We start from the raw sequence: 16,537 nt of genomic DNA, 5'->3' as shown, positions 1-16,537 counted from the left end.
CCGCCCCGTGCCCGCCCACCCGGCACCCCGCGTCGCACCGCACGTCGCGCCCCGCCGCCTCGCCGTCCTCCAGTCCGGCCACGTCCAGGGCAGCGGCTACCTGCTGACCCCGACCCTGGTGCTGACCGCCGCCCACGTCGTCGCCGGCGACGCCCCCGTACGGCTCACCACGCCCGGCGGCCCGATCCGCGCCGAGGGCCGGCGCGTGGGCACCTGGTACGACCCGGGGCGCGGCATCGACGTGGCGCTGGTCGCCGGCGAGCAGCGGCTCGCCGACGACGACGCCTTCCCCGACGCTCCCCCCGGCCACGCCTTCCCCGCCGACCGCTGGGCCGACACCGCGTCCCTCGACCCGGTCGCCGGCTGCGAGGCGATCGGCTTCCCGCACGTGCAGCGCTTCGACGGCGGCCGGCTGGACACCGAGCAGGTCATCGGCACCTACAAGCCCGGATCGAACCTCTTCAGCGAGTACGGCGTGCTCGTCGTGGACGGCGCCCCACCCACGACCGCCGACGACGACACCTCGCCATGGGCGGGCCTGTCCGGTGCCGCGGTCCTCACCGGCGGCGCCCTGCTCGGCGTGGTCGTCGCCCAGCAGAACGGCTGGCAGCAGAGCCGGATCGCCTTCACCCCGCTCGCCCGCCTGCTCGGCGACGAGACCTTCGTCGACGCCCTGGCCGCCCACGGATACCGCGTCCCGCGCCTGGTCAGCCCGCCCCGCCGCCCCCCGGACTTCGAGACCCGCTACGCCGACCACCTCGCCCGGCACCACGGCACCCTGCGGATCTTCGGCATCGACTTCACCGCCCGCTCCCGCGTCACCTGGCCGCTGGACAGCGCGTACTACGGCCTGGAGGTCACCGCCGACCGCGGCACCGGCGCCGACGGCTGGGCGCCCGGCCGGGCCGCGACCGACATCGCGGGCGGCGCCGCCGGCGGCGCCGCCGTCCGTACCGGGCCACTCCCCGCCGAGCGGGCGCTCGCCGGGCAGGACCGGGTGCTGCTGCGCGGGGTGGCCGGCTCCGGCAAGAGCACGCTGGTGCAGTGGCTCGCGGTCGGCACCGCCCGCCAGGACCTCGGCGAGCACCTGCGCCACCTGCACGGCCTGGTGCCGTACGTCCTCCCGCTGCGGACCATCGCCCGCCAGGAGAGGCTGCCGATGCCCGCGGAATTCCTGACCTCGGTGGGCACCCCGCTCACCGCTCCCCCGGGCTGGACCGAGCAGGTGCTCACCGACCGGCGCGCGCTGGTGCTGGTCGACGGCCTGGACGAGGTCGACGAGCGCACCCGGACCCGGGTCGGCGAGTGGCTGCGCCTGCTGCTCGACACCTACCCGGGCAACCGCTGGCTGGTCACCTCCCGCCCCTCCGCCGTCGAGGACTCCTGGCTCGCCGACATGGGCTTCACCGAGCTGACCCTCGCCCCGATGAGCCGCGCCGACATCCGCGCGTTCACCGCCCGCTGGCACGACGCGGCCCGCGCCACGGTGCCCGGCGACCCCGAGGAGTTGGCCCGCCTCGACGCGTACGAACGCTCCCTGCACGACGCCCTGCACACCAAGCAGGACCTCGCCCGGCTCGCCACCAACCCCCTCATGTGCGGCCTCATCTGCGCCCTGCACCGCGACCGCAACGGCTACCTCCCCACCGGCCGCAAGGAGCTGTACGACGCCGCCCTGTCGATGCTGCTCAACCGCCGCGACCGCGAGCGCGACCTCGAACCCCAGCTCACCGAGGCCCCGCAGATCCAGCTGCTGCAACGGCTTGCGTACTGGCTGGTGAAGAACGGCCAGGCGGAGATGGACCGGGCCGACGCGGTCGAGCTGGTGGCCGCCTCGCTGCCCGCGATGCCCGCGGTCGAGGCCGCGCTCGGCTCCGCCCCCGACGTCTACCGCCACCTGCTCGTCCGCAGCGGCCTGATCCGCGAGCCGGTCGCCGGCACCACCGTGGACTTCGTCCACCGCACCTTCCAGGACTACCTCGCCGCGAAGACCGCGATCGAGGAGCGCGACTTCGACCTCATGGTCCGCAACGCCCACCACGACCAGTGGGCCGACGTGATCCGGATGGCCGTCGCCCACGCCCGCCCCGACGAGCGCGCCCGCCTGCTCAAGAAGCTCCTCACCCGCGGCGACCGCACGAAGACCCACCGCAGCCGCCTCCACCTCCTCGCGCTCGCCTGTCTCGAACACGCCACGGAGCTGGACCCGGCGGTCCGGTCGGAGGTCGAGAAGCGGGGGGCCGCGCTGATCCCGCCTCACTCTTTCGGCGAGGCGGAGGAGCTGGCCGAGGTCGGCCCCATGGTGCTGGAGCTCCTGCCGGGACCGGAGGGGCTGGACGACGAGCAGGCGGAGGCCGTGGTGTACACCGCCTGGCTGATCGGCGGCGACCCCGCGGTGCCCCTACTGGCACGCTTCACGGATCACCCCGTGAACAGCGTGCGCGATCGGTTGGCCCGGTTCCCCCTCGGTGTCGACCGACTGCACTACGCGGCAAAAGTCATGGACCGGCTGCCGCGAGCTGACACGCGGTATTTCGTCGGGTCCATCGACGATCTGCGCGCAGTGCTCACGCTCGGCGGAATCGAGATCCTTAGCGCCTTCGCAACACTTGGCGGCGGATTCGACGACCTCCTCAGCGCCCAGGGTCTGACCGCCCTCGAATGGGCGGACCCCGTCACCGACGAGATGCTGACGAAGCTGGGCGCGCTGCCGAAGCTGGGCGACCTGCGGCTCGGCAAATGCGCCGGCCTCACGGATCTGTCGCCGTTGACGGGCCGGCCACTGATCGGCCTCAACTTGAACGGACTATCGCCCAGCATCGACCTCAGCGGCCTCGGTAACCTCCCGCTCCTCACGTCCCTCGCGATCAGCAGCAACGACCCCACCTGGCCGGGCACGGTCGCGCTCCCCGACGGGCTGCCCCTCACCCACCTCTACACGGGATACGGGACCCGAGGGCTCGAAGGCATCGAGCGGCTGACCGGGCTCGTGCACCTCGGCTGCCACTCGCCGCTGCCGGACCGGTTCGCCCGCGCCGACTGGGACCGGCTCGCATCGATGCCCGAGCTGACCTCCCTGTCCCTCAGCAACGGCATCACCGCGTTGCTCGAAGAGGACTTCCCACCGCTGCCGAACATCCGCGTGCTGTCCGTGACGGCGGTGCGGGACGGACTGCCGGTCGACGTGCTACGGCACTTCCCGGGCGTGGAGGAACTGTCGATCCGCCCCCTGCAGCGTTACGGCAGTGCGAGCCGGCCGCCCATCGACCTGGCGCCCTTCGCGGCGCTGCCCCGGCTCAGCCGGATCACCCTGCACGGCATCGACCCGGCAGCGATCCTGAACGCCGACGCCCTCCCCGCGCACGTCACCGTCACGCTCTGACCAGGCACCCGCGCCGAACCCAAAAGGCCCGGCCCCGGCTCCCCTCGCGGGGTGCCGGGGCCGGGCCCTGGTAGGCGCACACGCGCGCTCGGCTCACGCCGAGCGCGGCGTCACTCCTTGGAGAGGTTCGGTGCGCCGCCGGCCGTCTCCACGGGCGGGGCGTCGGCCACGGTGACCTTCTCCTCGCCGCGGAAGGTGAAGGTCGCACTCTCGCCTTCGCCCTCGACGTCCACGACCACGATGTGGCCGGGGCGCAGCTCGCCGAAGAGGATCTTCTCGGAGAGCGTGTCCTCGATCTCGCGCTGGATCGTCCGGCGCAGCGGCCGGGCGCCCATCACCGGGTCGTAGCCGTGCTTGGAGAGGAGTTCCTTCGCCTCCATGCTCAGCTCGATGCCCATGTCGCGGTCGCGCAGCCGCTCGTCCACCGCACCGATCATCAGGTCGACGATCTGGAGGATGTCCTCCTGGCTGAGCTGCGGGAAGACGATGACGTCGTCCACACGGTTGAGGAACTCGGGGCGGAAGTGCTGCTTCAGCTCGTCGCTGACCTTGTTCTTCATCCGCTCGTACCCGGACTTGGTGTCGCCCTGGGCGGCGAAGCCCAGGTTGAAGCCCTTGGAGATGTCCCGGGTGCCGAGGTTCGTGGTCATGATGATGACGGTGTTCTTGAAGTCCACCACCCGGCCCTGGGAGTCGGTCAGCCGACCGTCCTCCAGGATCTGCAACAGGCTGTTGAAGATGTCGGGGTGGGCCTTCTCGACCTCGTCGAAGAGCACGACCGAGAACGGCTTGCGGCGGACCTTCTCGGTGAGCTGGCCGCCCTCTTCGTATCCCACGTATCCGGGCGGGGAGCCGAAGAGCCGCGAGACGGTGTGCTTCTCGCTGAACTCGGACATGTCGAGCGAGATCAGCGCGTCCTCGTCGCCGAAGAGGAACTCCGCGAGCGCCTTGGACAGCTCGGTCTTACCGACGCCGGACGGGCCGGCGAAGATGAACGAGCCGCCGGGACGCTTGGGGTCCTTCAGGCCGGCACGGGTGCGGCGGATCGCCTTGGAGAGCGCCTTGACCGCGTCGACCTGCCCGATGATGCGCTTGTGGAGCTCGTCCTCCATGTGCAGCAGCCGGGTGGACTCCTCCTCGGTCAGCTTGAAGACCGGGATGCCGGTGGCGGTCGCCAGGACCTCGGCGATCAGCTCGCCGTCGACCTCGGCGACGACGTCCATGTCGCCGGCCTTCCACTCCTTCTCGCGCTTGGACTTCGCGGCGAGGAGCTGCTTCTCGTTGTCCCGCAGGGAGGCGGCCTTCTCGAAGTCCTGCGAGTCGATCGCGGACTCCTTCTCCCGGCGCACCTCGGCGATCTTCTCGTCGAACTCGCGCAGGTCCGGCGGCGCGGTCATCCGGCGGATGCGCATCCGCGAGCCCGCCTCGTCGATCAGGTCGATCGCCTTGTCCGGCAGGAACCGGTCCGAGATGTAGCGGTCGGCGAGCGTGGCCGCCTGCACCAGGGCCTCGTCGGTGATGGAGACGCGGTGGTGTGCTTCGTACCGGTCCCGCAGGCCCTTGAGGATCTCGATGGTGTGCGGCAGCGACGGCTCCGCGACCTGGATCGGCTGGAAGCGGCGCTCGAGCGCGGCGTCCTTCTCCAGGTACTTGCGGTACTCGTCGAGCGTGGTGGCACCGATGGTCTGCAGCTCGCCGCGGGCCAGCATCGGCTTCAGGATCGAGGCCGCGTCGATCGCGCCCTCGGCCGCGCCGGCGCCCACCAGGGTGTGCAGCTCGTCGATGAACAGGATGATGTCGCCGCGGGTGCGGATCTCCTTGAGCACCTTCTTCAGGCGCTCCTCGAAGTCACCGCGGTACCGCGAGCCGGCCACCAGGGCGCCGAGGTCAAGCGTGTAGAGCTGCTTGTCCTTCAGCGTCTCGGGCACCTCGCCCTTGACGATCGCCTGGGCCAGACCCTCCACGACGGCGGTCTTGCCGACGCCGGGCTCGCCGATGAGCACCGGGTTGTTCTTCGTCCGGCGGGACAGCACCTGCATGACCCGCTCGATCTCCTTCTCGCGCCCGATCACCGGGTCGAGCTTGGACTCACGAGCGGCCTGGGTGAGGTTGCGGCCGAACTGGTCCAGGACGAGCGAGGTCGAGGGAGTGCCCTCGGCCGGCCCGCCGGCCGTGGCCGACTCCTTCCCGCCGGAGTAACCGGAGAGCAGCTGGATGACCTGCTGCCTGACCCGGTTCAGATCGGCGCCCAGCTTCACCAGGACCTGGGCGGCGACGCCCTCGCCCTCGCGAATCAGGCCGAGCAGGATGTGCTCGGTGCCGATGTAGTTGTGGCCGAGCTGAAGGGCTTCGCGGAGCGACAGCTCCAGCACCTTCTTGGCACGGGGAGTGAAGGGGATGTGGCCGGACGGGGCCTGCTGCCCCTGCCCGATGATCTCCTCCACCTGCTGGCGGACCGCCTCAAGAGAAATCCCGAGGCTCTCCAGGGCCTTAGCGGCGACACCCTCACCCTCATGGATCAGGCCCAGGAGGATGTGCTCGGTGCCGATGTAGTTGTGGTTGAGCATCCGGGCTTCTTCCTGAGCCAGGACGACAACCCGCCGCGCGCGGTCGGTGAACCTCTCGAACATCGTTAATCGCTCCTCAGAGCGGTCGGGCAGTGAGGGGTCGGTCCCCTCCCTGTCCTTCCGCATGCTAGTCCCGCACAGCGGCGCCGCTCACGAATCACCCCCGCTCTCGCGAGGAAAGCCGCGCAACCGGCTGACGTCACTCCCACAACCTCGATGGTGCGAGACGATGTTCCCGCAGGCCAGGCGAATGCCCCCTTAATCAGTACGCCCGTGGCGAACGCCCGCCCCGCCTGCCCGAACACCAGCCCGTCCCACTAGGTACTTCTTACCCTCGGTGGCCGACAATCCACACCGCGAGGGCACTCGGCTCTGCGCTACGGGCGAACAACCCGCGCCGCTTTCCGGCCATCTGCGACCAACCTGCCGTCTCCCCCGCCGTCACCCCGGCCGGAAACTCCGCCGCCACCCGCATCACCAGGTGTGTTCGAATCCGGACGGCACGTAACCAGCGCGCTGGAGCGGCAGTTGACACGGCATGGGCTGGTACGAGCACGAACTGGGGTGGCCGCTGGTCGGGGGCCCGCCCCCGGCGCTGGTCACGGGGGTGCGGTTCGACGCGCTCGACGTGCCGGCGGAGGCGGGTTTCGCGATGCTGAGCCGGTTCTCCCGCCCGGGTCTGCTCGGGCCGGTCGCGCTGGACGGCCACCGGGTGCGGCTGCTGGTCGCCGCCGGAACGGCCGAGGAGCTGCCCGGGCTGCTGGAGTGGCTTGAGTGGGGGGGCATCGAGCTGGACCTCGCGGCCCTGGGCGCCGGGCAGAGCCTGCGGGCCCCCGCGCACCCCGAGTGGGGCCGCAGGGAGGCCGCGTACGACCGATCCGCACCGGTGTGGCTGCGGCCTCCTCGGCCTGGGTTCGACGTGGAGTCGACCGTGCCCGCGCTGCGTGTCGCTCCCGAGGCCGACGAAACGGGGGTTCCCGTCGGGCTCGGCACGCTGGTGGCCGCATTGGCGACCGCCTGCCACCGCGTCACGCTGCGGGCCCGCTGCCCCGATCAGCCGTGGGCCTTCTCGTACGCCTCACGGATGGTCGCGGGGACGCGGCCGCGGTCGTTGACCTCGTAGCCCTTCTCCTTGGCCCACGCGCGGATCTTCGCGGTGTCCTGACCCGAGCTGCTGCCACCGCGCACGGCCTTGGTGCGCCCGCGTCCGGCGCGACCGCCGGTGCGGCGACCACTGTCCGTGTACGGGTTGAGCAGCCCGCGCAGCTTGTCGGCATTCTCCGTAGTGAGGTCGATCTCGTACGTCACGCCGTCGAGCGCGAACGTCACGGTCTCGTCGGCCTCGCCACCGTCGAGGTCGTCCACAAGAAGGACCTGAACCTTCTGTGCCACCGGCTTCCCTTTCATCGAAAACGGATTAACGGTAAAAGCAAAGCGCCTTTCACCGAAAAACACAAACCCCTTGCGCGAAGTGGCTCCCCCGTGCGCCAGCGCGATCCGGACATACCGGTCTCAGAGTTGCAGCAGCATCCGGCTGTTACCCAAGGTGTTGGGTTTCACTCGCTCCAGGTCGAGGAACTCGGCGACACCCTCGTCATTGGAACGCAGCAGCTCGCCGAAGACATCGCCGTCCACCGGGGTCTCACCGATCTCCACGAAGCCGTGCCGGGCGAAGAAGTCGACTTCGAAGGTGAGGCAGAAAATACGTCTGACGCCGAGCCAGCCGGCAGTGTGCAGCAACTTCGCCAGCAACTGGTGCCCGACACCGGCCCCGCGCAGCGAGCGGTGCACGGCGAGCGTCCTGACCTCGGCCAGGTCCTCCCACATCACGTGCAGCGCGCCGCAGGCGACCACATCCGCGTCCTCGTCGCGTTCGGCGACCCAGAACTCCTGGATGTCCTCATAAAGGGTCACCGTGGCCTTGTCCAGCAGGATGCCGTCCCTGGCATAGGAGTCCAGCAGCCGCCGCAGAGCGGGGACATCGCCGGTTCGGGCCCGGCGGATGGTCACGTCATTCGACATCAGGGGCATGGGCGGACGCTATCGCCCTTCGGGTTCCTCCGGTCCGCCAGGGTCCACGGACTGGATGATGCGCAATGCGTCCCGCACGGCTTCGCGCTGTTCCGGCGACATCATGCCGAAGAAGTGCACGAGGGCCTCGGCGGGGTTGTCGCTCGCCGCCCAGGCTTCGTTCATCAGTGCGGCCGAGTACGCCGCGCGCGTCGATACCGCCTCATAGCGATATGCGCGGCCTTCCGCCTCACGGCGCAGCCACCCCTTCTGCCGGAGGTTGTCCATTACGGTCATCACCGTTGTGTAGGCGATGGAACGGTCCCGTGAGAGGTCTTCGAGTACCTCACGAACCGTGACCGCGCGGTTCCACTCCCACACCCGGGTCATCACGGCGTCTTCGAGTTCTCCGAGTGGTCGGGGCACACCGGAAATACTACGGGCGGAACGCGACGAATGTCGTAATTACCGCTCTTCGCGACTTTCGGGGCAGTGGCGAGGCGGTCGAGCGGCGGGCCGGTGCGCCGGGTGGCGGCGCACCTGGGCCGGTCAGCGCTCTTCGGGGGTGGCGACCCGGGCGGCCCGGGCGGCCTCGGCCGCGGCGAGCGCGGCGTCCACGGCCGCGTCCTCCTTGGCCTTGTTGGCGCCGCCCTGGTTCTTGACGATGGTGACGATCAGGGCGGTGAAAAGCACCGCCATCACCAGCGGCGGCACGATGGCCGAGATGTAGTCCATGCCGCCCAGCGTAGCCACCCCCGTTCGCGCTAGGCGGAGCGGGCCTCGTCCGGTTTGCGGTCCCGCCGGTTCGGCGGCCAGATCTCGGCCGGGGTGGGGGTGCGACGGCCCGGGTCGCGGGGTTCGGCGGCGGGCGGCGGGGTGGCCGGTTTCGGCTTGGCACCCGGGGTCGGGGCCGGCCGCGGCTTCGGATCGTCGGCGGCTCCGGCCGCGGTGGCGGCGGCCGGCAGGGGCAGGGTCAGCAGGCGGCGCGGGGCGGGCATGTGGGCCTCCAGACGCTGGCGTACGTCGTTCTCCGCGAGGGTTTCGCAGCGGCGCAGCAGGGCGGTGCGGCGGTGGTGCTCCGGGGTTCCGCTGGGCAGTGCGCGCAGCCGGCGCAGTGCGGCGAGGTCGTCAGGACCGGGCAGGTAGCCGCCGGCGAGGGCGGTGGCGAGGCGGTCCAGATAGCCGCTCACCGCGCCGGGCAGTGCCAGCCGGTAGCGGTGCAGCTCGGCCTGCTGGAAGGCGCGCATCCGGCCCGCCTCCCGTACGGCGTCCTCCAGGCCGTCCGCGAGCCGCAGGCAGTCCTGCACGTACTCCGCGGGGCGGGGCGCGACCACCAAAGTGGGCACCCCCGCCCTTCTGTGCGGGCCCAGCACCTCCGCGAGCGCGCGCCGCAGCACGCGCACCTCGTCCGCGCTGAACGCCATTCCCCCTCGGTTTCCATGTGGCGTTGGCATGCATGGACATTAATCGTTAAGCGGACAAACCTCACGTATCGCCGCGCGGCTCGCCGGGAAGCCGCGCCGTCCGCGCGGCTACCCGGTCGGAGGAGCTGTCCGCGCGGCTGCGCGGTCGGCGGGGCTGTCGGCGGGGCTACGCGGTCGGCGGGGCGTTGCGGGCGTAGACCAGCCGCAGGCCGATGAGGGTGAGCCAGGGCTCGTGCGCGTCGATGAGGGACGCCTCGCCCAGCACCAGGGGCGCGAGGCCGCCGGTGGCGATGACGGTGACGTCGTCGGGGTCGTCGGCCAGTTCGCGGGCCATCCGCTCGGCGATCCCGTCGGCCTGTCCCGCGAAGCCGTAGAGGATGCCGGACTGCATGGCCTCGATGGTGTTCTTGCCGATGACGCTGCGCGGCCGGGCCAGCTCGATCTTGCGGAGCTGGGCGCCGCGCATGCCGAGCGCGTCGACGGAGATCTCGATGCCGGGGGCGATCGCGCCGCCCACGTACTCGCCGCGCGAGGAGACCGCGTCGAAGGTGGTCGCGGTGCCGAAGTCCACCACGATGCACGGGCCGCCGTAGAGGTGCACCGCGGCGAGCGAGTTGATGATCCGGTCGGAGCCGACCTCCTTGGGGTGGTCGACCAGGATCGGCACGCCGGTCTTCACGCCGGGCTCGACGAGGATCGCCGGCACGTCGCCGTAGTACCGCCGGGTCACCTCGCGCAGTTCGTGCAGCACCGACGGCACCGTGGAGCAGATCGCGATGCCGTCGATGCCGTCGCCGAGGTCACCGAGCAGCGGATGCATGCCCATCAGGCCCTGCAGCAGGACCGCCAACTCGTCGGCGGTGCGCCGTGGATCGGTGGAGATCCGCCAGTGCTCCACGATCTCCTCGCCGTCGAAGAGCCCGAGCACGGTGTGGGTGTTGCCGACGTCGATGGTGAGCAGCATCCGCCTCTACGCTTCCGCTCGCAGGTCGAGGCCGATGTCGAGGATCGGGGACGAGTGGGTCAGCGCGCCGACCGCCAGGAAGTGCACCCCGGTGTCGGCGTAGGCGCGGGCGGTGTCCAGGGTGAGCCGGCCGGAGGACTCCAGCAGCGCCCGGCCGCCGACGATGGCGACCGCCTCGGCGGTCTCGGCGGGCGTGAAGTTGTCCAGCAGGATCAGGTCGGCGCCGGCCTCCAGCACCTCGCGGACCTGGTGCAGGGTGTCCACCTCGACCTCGATCGGCACGTCCGGGAACTCCTCGCGGACCAGCTTGAAGGCCGCCGAGACACCTCCTGCGGCGACCACGTGGTTGTCCTTGACCAGGGCCGCGTCCGACAGCGACATCCGGTGGTTGGCGCCGCCGCCGCAGCGCACCGCGTACTTCTCCAGCGCGCGCAGGCCCGGCGTGGTCTTGCGGGTGTCGCGCACCTGCGCCTGGGTGCCGGCCAGGGCGTCGGCCCAGGCGCGGGTGGCGGTGGCGATGCCGGACAGCCGGCACAGCAGGTTCAGCGCGCTGCGCTCGGCGGTGAGCAGGTCGCGGGTGCGGGTGCGTACGGTCAGCAGCTTCTGCCCGGCGGTGACCCGGTCGCCGTCCTCGACGTGCCGCTCCACCTCGAACTCGTCGGTGCACACCACCGACAGCACGGCCTCGGCGACCCGCAGCCCCGCCACGGTGCCGTCCTCCCGCGCGGTGAAGTCCCCGGTGGAGAACGCGTCCTCGGGCACTGTCGCCACCGTGGTGACGTCCACGCCCTGGTCGAGGTCCTCCTCGATCGCCATGTGCGCGATGTCCTCGACCTGTACGGGGTCCAGGCCCGCGTCGATGATCAGCGCGGCGAGGTCCGGGTCGAGGCCGCACTCCAGCGGGTCCAGGTCGTACGGGTCGTGGGCGTCGCCGCAGCCGCAGCCGTCACCGCAGCCGCCGCCCGCGGAGTCGGCGGGGGGCGGGCCGAGCGTCGGCAGCGGGAGGGCGACGGGCTGAGGCCGGTCGGGGCCCACGGGGCCAGCGGGGGGTGTCACGGAAGCTCCTTCGTGTGCTGCGTGCGTTGCTGCGGGCGTTGCTTCGTCCACTGCTCGTGCGTGCTGCCGCGTCCCACGGCCGCTTCGTGCCACCGCGTCCCACGGCTTCGTCCGCTTCTCACGGCCGGGTCCGCCGGAGGGTGGGGGCGGCCCCATCATCCCCGATCCCGGCGGCCGGGGTGACCGCCGCCGGAAGCGGGCCGGGACGGGTGGCCGGCAGGGCCGGGCCGTCGGTGGCGCGGACGTCCAACGTGCCGTGCGGGGTGAGCCGGACCACCAGGTGGCGGCGCCAGTCGCGGTCGTCGCGGTCGGGCCGGTCCTCGCGCCAGTGGCAGCCGCGGGTCTCCTCGCGGCGCCGGGCGGCGGCCACCAGCACCCGGGCCACCAGGCCCAGGTTGGTCGCCTCCCACGTCTCCACGCACGGCTCCGCGGTCTTGCCGTCCCGGTCGTACGCCTCCATCGCCGCGGTGTGCAGCCGCTCCAGGGCGCCCGCGGCCGTCGCGAGGCTGTCCGCGCTGCGCAGCACGCCGGCGCCCGCGGTCATGATCCGCTGCACCTCGTAGCGCGCCTCGGAGGCCAGCAGCGGGGCGTCGGCGGGGGCCGGCGGAACCGGCTCGCCCGGCGCGGGCCGGGTGCCCGCCATCACGTCGGCGGCGATCCGCTCGGCGAAGACCAGCCCTTCGAGCAGGGAGTTGGAGGCGAGCCGGTTCGCGCCGTGCACGCCGGTGCAGGCGACCTCGCCGCAGGCGTACAGGCCCGGCACGGTGGTCCGCCCGCGCAGGTCGGTGCGCACCCCGCCGGACGCGTAGTGCGCGGCGGGCGCGACCGGGATCGGCTCGGTGACCGGGTCGATGCCGTGCGCGCGGCACGCGGCCAGGATGGTCGGGAACCGCTCGGCCCACATCCGCGCGCCGAAGTGCCGGGCGTCGAGGTACATGTGCTCGGCACCGGTCTCCTGCATCCGGCGCATGATGCCCTTGGCGACGATGTCGCGCGGCGCCAGCTCGGCCAGTTCGTGCTGCCCGACCATGAAGCGCACGCCCTCGGCGTCGATCAGGTGCGCGCCCTCGCCGCGGACCGCCTCGGACACCAGCGGCTGCTGGCCCTCGGCGTCCGCGCCCAGCCACAGCACGGTCGGGTGGAACTGCACGAACTCCAGGTCGCTCACCTCGGCACCGGCCCGCAGCGCCAGCGCCACACCGTCGCCGGTGGACACCGCGGGGTTGGTGGTCGCGGAGAAGACCTGCCCCATCCCGCCGGTGGCCAGCACGACCGCGCCCGCGCGCACCGCCCCCACGCCGTCCCGGGCGCCCGCGCCCATCACGTGCAGGGAGACGCCGGCGGTACGGCCCTGGGCGTCGGTGAGCAGGTCGAGCACGAGGGCGTTCTCGACGAACTCGATGCTCCCCTCGGCAGCGGCAGCGGCATCGGCAGCGGCATCGGCATCCGTGCCGGCGGCGGCAGCGACCGGAGCCGCGTCGGCGGCCGGGTCCTGAGGGTGGGACGCCCCGGCGTCCACCACCGCGGCGATCAGCGCGCGGGACACCTCGGCGCCGGTCGCGTCACCGCCCGCGTGGGCGATGCGGCGGCGGTGGTGGCCACCCTCGCGGGTGAGCAGGATCGTGCCGGCCGCGTCGGTGTCGAAGTGGGCGCCGGTCGCGATCAGCCGGCGGACCGCGTCCGGGCCCTCGGTGACCAGGACCCGCACCGCGTCCTCGTCGCACAGGCCCGCGCCCGCCACCAGGGTGTCGTCCAAGTGCTGGGCCGGGGTGTCGCCGTCGCCGAGCGCGGCGGCGATGCCGCCCTGCGCCCAGCGGGTGGAGCCGTCGTCCAGATGCGCCTTGGTCACCACGATGACCTTCGCGCCGGCCGCGGCGCAGCGCAGCGCCACCGTCAGCCCCGCCACACCCGAGCCGACCACGACCACGTCGGAGTCGAGCGACCAGCCGGGGGCGGGGGCGTGCAGGCGTATGCCGGTGGCGTCGCCGGGGCCGGCGGAACCGGCGGAGGAGGTGGTCATTCGGGGGCTCCGAACTCCAGGGGGAGGTTGTCGATCAGGCGGGTGCCGCCGACCTTGGCGGCGACGGCCAGCACGGCGGGGCCGGTGTGGTCCGGCGCGGCCTCGGTGAAGGTGGCGGGGTCGATCAGCGCGACGTAGTCCAGCTCGACCGGAGGTTCGGCCGAAGCGGCGGCGTCCAGGACCGCGCGGGCGGCGCGCACCGTCGCCTGAGGGCCGCGCGGGGCGGCCTCACGGCCGGTGAACAGCGCCCGGGACAGCTCGCGGGCCGAGATCCGCTCGGCCTCGGACAGGTAGCGGTTGCGGCTGGAGCGCGCCACGCCGTCGCCCTCCCGGACGGTCGGCACGGCGACGATGTCGACCGGGAAGTTCAGGTCGGTGGCCATCCGGCGGACCAGCGCGAGCTGCTGGGCGTCCTTCTGCCCGAAGAACGCGGCGGTCGGCGTCACCCCGGGCCCCGGCGGAAGCGGGTTCGTCAGGTGCAGCAGCTTCGCGACGACCGTGAGCATGCCGTCGAAGTGGCCGGGCCGGGACGCGCCCTCGAACCGCTCCCCCATCGGGCCGGCCGTGATCCGCACCTGCGGCGGGCCGCCCGGGTACACCTCGTCGGTGTCCGGCGCGAAGACGAAGTCGGCGCCCGCCGCCTCGGCGAGCTTCACGTCGGCCTCCAGGGTGCGCGGGTAGCGGTCCAGGTCCTCGTGCGGCCCGAACTGGAGCGGGTTGACGAAGACCGTGACCGTGACGACGCCGCCGCCGGCGTGCGCGCGGGCGGCACGGATCAGGGCGGCGTGGCCGTCGTGGAGCGCGCCCATCGTCATGACCACGGCCGCGGCGGGGGCCAGGTCGCGGGCGTGGTGGACGAGTCGGGTCATCGGGTCCCCCCGTCGGCGAGGGCGCCCAGCAGCGCCTCCGCGTATTCGGCCTTGAGCATTCCGTTGGCGAGCGCGCGGTCCGCGGTGGCGCGGGCCATCGCCACGTACGACGCGACGGTCTCCGGTGCGTGGGTGCGCAGTTCGGTCAGGTGGGCGGTGACCGTGCCGGCGTCGCCGCGGGCCACCGGGCCGGTGAGGGCGGCGTCGCCCGAGCGCAGCGCGTTGTCGAGCGCGGCGCCCAGCAGCGGGCCGAGCATGCGGCCCGGCTCCTGCACGCCGGCCTGCCGCAGCAGGTCCATCGCCTGGGCGACCAGCGTGACCAGGTGGTTCGCGCCGATCGCGAGGGCCGCGTGGTACAGCGGGCGGGCGGCCTCCTCGATCCACTCGGGCTCGCCGCCCATCTCGATGACCAGCGCCAACGCGGCCGTACGCAGCTCACCGGGCGCGGTGACGCCGAAGCAGCAGCCGGCCAGGCGCTGCACGTCGACGGGCGTGCCCGTGAACGTCATCGCCGGGTGCAGCGCGAGCGGCAGCGCCCCGGCACGCAGCGCGGGCTCCAGTACGGAGGTGCCGTACCGCCCCGACGCGTGCACCAGGAGCTGGCCCGGTCGTACGGCGCCGGTCTCGGCCAGGCCGCGCACCAGCGCGGGCAGCGCGTCATCCGGGACGGTCAGCAGCACCAGGTCCGCCCGGGCCAGCACCTCGGCGGGCTCCACCAGCGGCACGCCCGGCAGCAGCGCTTCCGCGCGGCGGCGGGACGCCTCCGACACTCCGCTGGCGGCCACGGGATGGTGCCCCGCTAGCTTCAGCGCGGCGGCCAGTACGGGGCCGACTCGCCCCGCACCCACCACGCCCACGGTGAGCCTCGCCGGCTTCTCCTCCACCACGCCTCCCAGCCTCGGCGACCCCCTTCTCGTCAACCTTACGCGAACAGGGTGCCCCTGACCCCCGGGCGCCCCCGTCCCCTTCGTCACAGGGCCCCGCGGTGGGCGGCCGGTCCCCCGGCCGGCAGGACGGGGGCACCCGGGGGGTCCGGTCACGGCAGAGCAGAATCGGGGGATGGATACGACGGAACAACTACGGGCCCGGCGGCGCGCTGCCGTGGAAGCGTGTTCGCGGGTGCTGGCCTTCGGCCACGACCGCACCCTGCGGGAGTGGACCGCGCGGCTCAGCGAGGACGCCACCACCGCGGGGGTGGACCTGGACGCTCCCGCGGACCTGTACGGGAACGGCGTGGTGGAGGAACTGGAAGCGAGGGTCGCCACCCTGCTCGGCATGGAGTCCGCCGCGTTCTTCCCGACCGGCACGATGGCCCAGCAGGTGGCCCTGCGGGCGTGGGCGGGCCGGACCGGGAACCCCACGGTCGCCCTGCACCCGCTCGCGCACCCGGAGATGTACGAGCGGGACGCGCTGCGCACGGTGAGCGGGCTGCGCACGGTGCACCCGACGAGGGCCCCGCGGCTGCCGGACGCGACCGAAGTACGCGACTTCGAGGAGCCGTTCGGCACGCTGATGCTGGAACTCCCGCTGCGTGACGCGGGGTTCGTACTGCCGACCTGGGAGGAGCTGGGCGCGACCGTGGCCGCCGCCCGCGAGCGCGACGCGGTCGTGCACTTCGACGGCGCCCGACTGTGGGAGTGCGCACCGCACTTCGGCCACACGCTGCCGGAGATCGCCGCGCTCGCCGACAGCGTGTACGTGAGCTTCTACAAGTCGCTCGGGGGGCTCTCGGGCGCCGCGCTCGCCGGCTCGGCCGACTTCGTGGCGGAGGCGAAGGCGTGGCAGCACCGCTACGGCGGCCGGCTCGCGCACCAGTTCCCGGCGGTGCTGTCGGCGCTGGCCGGCCTGGAGCGGGAGTTGCCGCGGCTGCCGGAGTACGTCGCGCACGCGAAGACCGTGGCGCGGGCGCTGCGCGAGGGTCTGGCGGACGCGGGCGTCACGCTGCCGCGGGTGCACCCGGCCGAGCCGCACACCCACGAGTTCCAGCTGTGGCTGCCGTACCCGGCCGAGGCGCTGGACGACGCCGGGCTGCGGATGGCCGAGGAGACCGGGATCAGCCTCTTCGGCCTGCGGCGCTTCATGGAACCCGGGCCGCCCGGGCTGTCGATGACCGAGGTCTCCGTGGCCGGGTCCGCCCTCGACTGGACGGACGCCGACATCCGCGCGGCCGCGGCGGCGTTCGCCGAACGGCTGGGCTGACCGGCCGTTCGGAACGGCCGGGCTAACCCGGGCTCCCGGACCGTAT

General features: G+C 72.8%; 14 protein-coding genes. 3 read left to right on the top strand and 11 right to left on the bottom strand.

What is annotated here, in order from left to right; genetic code table 11:
• Nucleotides 1–7: 7 nt before the first annotated feature.
• The gene (locus tag ACIPAE_RS33975; protein ID WP_402450556.1) at nucleotides 8–3,382 is read left to right on the top strand and encodes an NACHT domain-containing protein; all 3,375 of its coding nucleotides are present in this window, start codon (nucleotides 8–10) and stop codon (nucleotides 3,380–3,382) included.
• 110 nt (nucleotides 3,383–3,492) lie between these two features.
• Here ACIPAE_RS33975 and ACIPAE_RS33970 read toward each other — a convergent pair whose 3' ends face one another.
• The gene (locus tag ACIPAE_RS33970; RefSeq protein WP_328467655.1) at nucleotides 3,493–6,012 is read right to left on the bottom strand and encodes an ATP-dependent Clp protease ATP-binding subunit; all 2,520 of its coding nucleotides are present in this window, start codon (nucleotides 6,010–6,012) and stop codon (nucleotides 3,493–3,495) included.
• A 475-nt stretch (nucleotides 6,013–6,487) separates the two neighbouring features.
• Here ACIPAE_RS33970 and ACIPAE_RS33965 point away from each other — a divergent pair, with 475 nt between their 5' ends.
• Nucleotides 6,488–7,072 carry an SCO3374 family protein gene (locus tag ACIPAE_RS33965; protein WP_329366119.1) on the top strand — a complete coding sequence of 195 codons (585 nt, stop codon included), beginning with the start codon at nucleotides 6,488–6,490 and terminating at the stop codon, nucleotides 7,070–7,072.
• Here ACIPAE_RS33965 and ACIPAE_RS33960 read toward each other — a convergent pair.
• The 10 genes from ACIPAE_RS33960 to ACIPAE_RS33915 all read right to left on the bottom strand — a co-directional run bounded on the left by ACIPAE_RS33960 (nucleotide 7,003) and on the right by ACIPAE_RS33915 (nucleotide 15,179).
• Entirely contained in the window at nucleotides 7,003–7,341 is a 339-nt protein-coding gene (locus ACIPAE_RS33960; RefSeq protein ID WP_328467651.1) for an Lsr2 family protein, read from the bottom strand. The two genes, ACIPAE_RS33965 and ACIPAE_RS33960, sit on opposite strands and share 70 nt — an antisense overlap.
• Before the next feature lie 120 nt (nucleotides 7,342–7,461).
• Nucleotides 7,462–7,980 carry an amino-acid N-acetyltransferase gene (locus tag ACIPAE_RS33955; RefSeq protein ID WP_328467649.1) on the bottom strand — a complete coding sequence of 173 codons (519 nt, stop codon included), beginning with the start codon at nucleotides 7,978–7,980 and terminating at the stop codon, nucleotides 7,462–7,464.
• Nucleotides 7,981–7,989: 9 nt separating this feature from the next.
• A complete protein-coding gene (locus tag ACIPAE_RS33950; RefSeq protein WP_328467647.1) occupies nucleotides 7,990–8,385 on the bottom strand; it encodes a BlaI/MecI/CopY family transcriptional regulator in 396 nt (131 codons plus the stop codon).
• 123 nt (nucleotides 8,386–8,508) lie between these two features.
• Complete coding sequence (locus tag ACIPAE_RS33945) at nucleotides 8,509–8,694, bottom strand: hypothetical protein (RefSeq protein ID WP_328467645.1); 186 nt, start codon at nucleotides 8,692–8,694, stop codon at nucleotides 8,509–8,511.
• A 29-nt stretch (nucleotides 8,695–8,723) separates the two neighbouring features.
• Complete coding sequence (locus tag ACIPAE_RS33940; protein WP_366412608.1) at nucleotides 8,724–9,383, bottom strand: hypothetical protein; 660 nt, start codon at nucleotides 9,381–9,383, stop codon at nucleotides 8,724–8,726.
• Between the two features lie 166 nt (nucleotides 9,384–9,549).
• Nucleotides 9,550–10,347 carry a type III pantothenate kinase gene (locus ACIPAE_RS33935; protein WP_328467641.1) on the bottom strand — a complete coding sequence of 266 codons (798 nt, stop codon included), beginning with the start codon at nucleotides 10,345–10,347 and terminating at the stop codon, nucleotides 9,550–9,552.
• A 6-nt stretch (nucleotides 10,348–10,353) separates the two neighbouring features.
• Nucleotides 10,354–11,346 carry a carboxylating nicotinate-nucleotide diphosphorylase gene (gene nadC, locus ACIPAE_RS33930; protein WP_366412624.1) on the bottom strand — a complete coding sequence of 331 codons (993 nt, stop codon included), beginning with the start codon at nucleotides 11,344–11,346 and terminating at the stop codon, nucleotides 10,354–10,356.
• A 175-nt stretch (nucleotides 11,347–11,521) separates the two neighbouring features.
• A complete protein-coding gene (locus ACIPAE_RS33925; protein ID WP_402450551.1) occupies nucleotides 11,522–13,423 on the bottom strand; it encodes an L-aspartate oxidase in 1,902 nt (633 codons plus the stop codon).
• Nucleotides 13,420–14,292, bottom strand: a complete 873-nt coding sequence (gene panC, locus ACIPAE_RS33920) for a pantoate--beta-alanine ligase (RefSeq protein WP_402450549.1) — start codon at nucleotides 14,290–14,292, stop codon at nucleotides 13,420–13,422. Before panC ends, ACIPAE_RS33925 begins: the two co-directional genes overlap by 4 nt.
• Nucleotides 14,289–15,179 (bottom strand): Rossmann-like and DUF2520 domain-containing protein, encoded by an 891-nt coding sequence (locus tag ACIPAE_RS33915; RefSeq protein ID WP_402450546.1) that lies wholly within the window; start codon nucleotides 15,177–15,179, stop codon nucleotides 14,289–14,291. The genes panC and ACIPAE_RS33915 overlap by 4 nt, the downstream gene beginning before the upstream one ends.
• Nucleotides 15,180–15,351: 172 nt before the next feature.
• Between ACIPAE_RS33915 and ACIPAE_RS33910 the strand changes: the two genes are divergently transcribed.
• The gene (locus ACIPAE_RS33910; protein ID WP_402450545.1) at nucleotides 15,352–16,491 is read left to right on the top strand and encodes a threonine aldolase family protein; all 1,140 of its coding nucleotides are present in this window, start codon (nucleotides 15,352–15,354) and stop codon (nucleotides 16,489–16,491) included.
• The last annotated feature ends 46 nt before the right edge of the window (nucleotides 16,492–16,537 follow it).

Source organism: Streptomyces sp. NPDC087270 (assembly GCF_044744625.1).
In the GTDB taxonomy this organism is placed as follows: domain Bacteria; phylum Actinomycetota; class Actinomycetes; order Streptomycetales; family Streptomycetaceae; genus Actinacidiphila.
This window is presented reverse-complemented; position numbering and strand designations above follow the sequence as displayed.

What these genes read in the sequence shown, in the direction of transcription:
- ACIPAE_RS33965 (WP_329366119.1), top strand. Translation starts at nt 6,488, where the DNA reads ATGGGCTGGTACGAGCACGAACTGGGGTGGCCGCTGGTCGGGGGCCCG.
- ACIPAE_RS33925 (WP_402450551.1), bottom strand. Translation starts at nt 13,423, where the DNA reads ATGACCACCTCCTCCGCCGGTTCCGCCGGCCCCGGCGACGCCACCGGC.
- panC (WP_402450549.1), bottom strand. Translation starts at nt 14,292, where the DNA reads ATGACCCGACTCGTCCACCACGCCCGCGACCTGGCCCCCGCCGCGGCC.
- ACIPAE_RS33955 (WP_328467649.1), bottom strand. Translation starts at nt 7,980, where the DNA reads ATGCCCCTGATGTCGAATGACGTGACCATCCGCCGGGCCCGAACCGGC.
- ACIPAE_RS33970 (WP_328467655.1), bottom strand. Translation starts at nt 6,012, where the DNA reads ATGTTCGAGAGGTTCACCGACCGCGCGCGGCGGGTTGTCGTCCTGGCT.
- ACIPAE_RS33910 (WP_402450545.1), top strand. Translation starts at nt 15,352, where the DNA reads ATGGATACGACGGAACAACTACGGGCCCGGCGGCGCGCTGCCGTGGAA.
- ACIPAE_RS33940 (WP_366412608.1), bottom strand. Translation starts at nt 9,383, where the DNA reads ATGGCGTTCAGCGCGGACGAGGTGCGCGTGCTGCGGCGCGCGCTCGCG.
- ACIPAE_RS33935 (WP_328467641.1), bottom strand. Translation starts at nt 10,347, where the DNA reads ATGCTGCTCACCATCGACGTCGGCAACACCCACACCGTGCTCGGGCTC.
- ACIPAE_RS33945 (WP_328467645.1), bottom strand. Translation starts at nt 8,694, where the DNA reads ATGGACTACATCTCGGCCATCGTGCCGCCGCTGGTGATGGCGGTGCTT.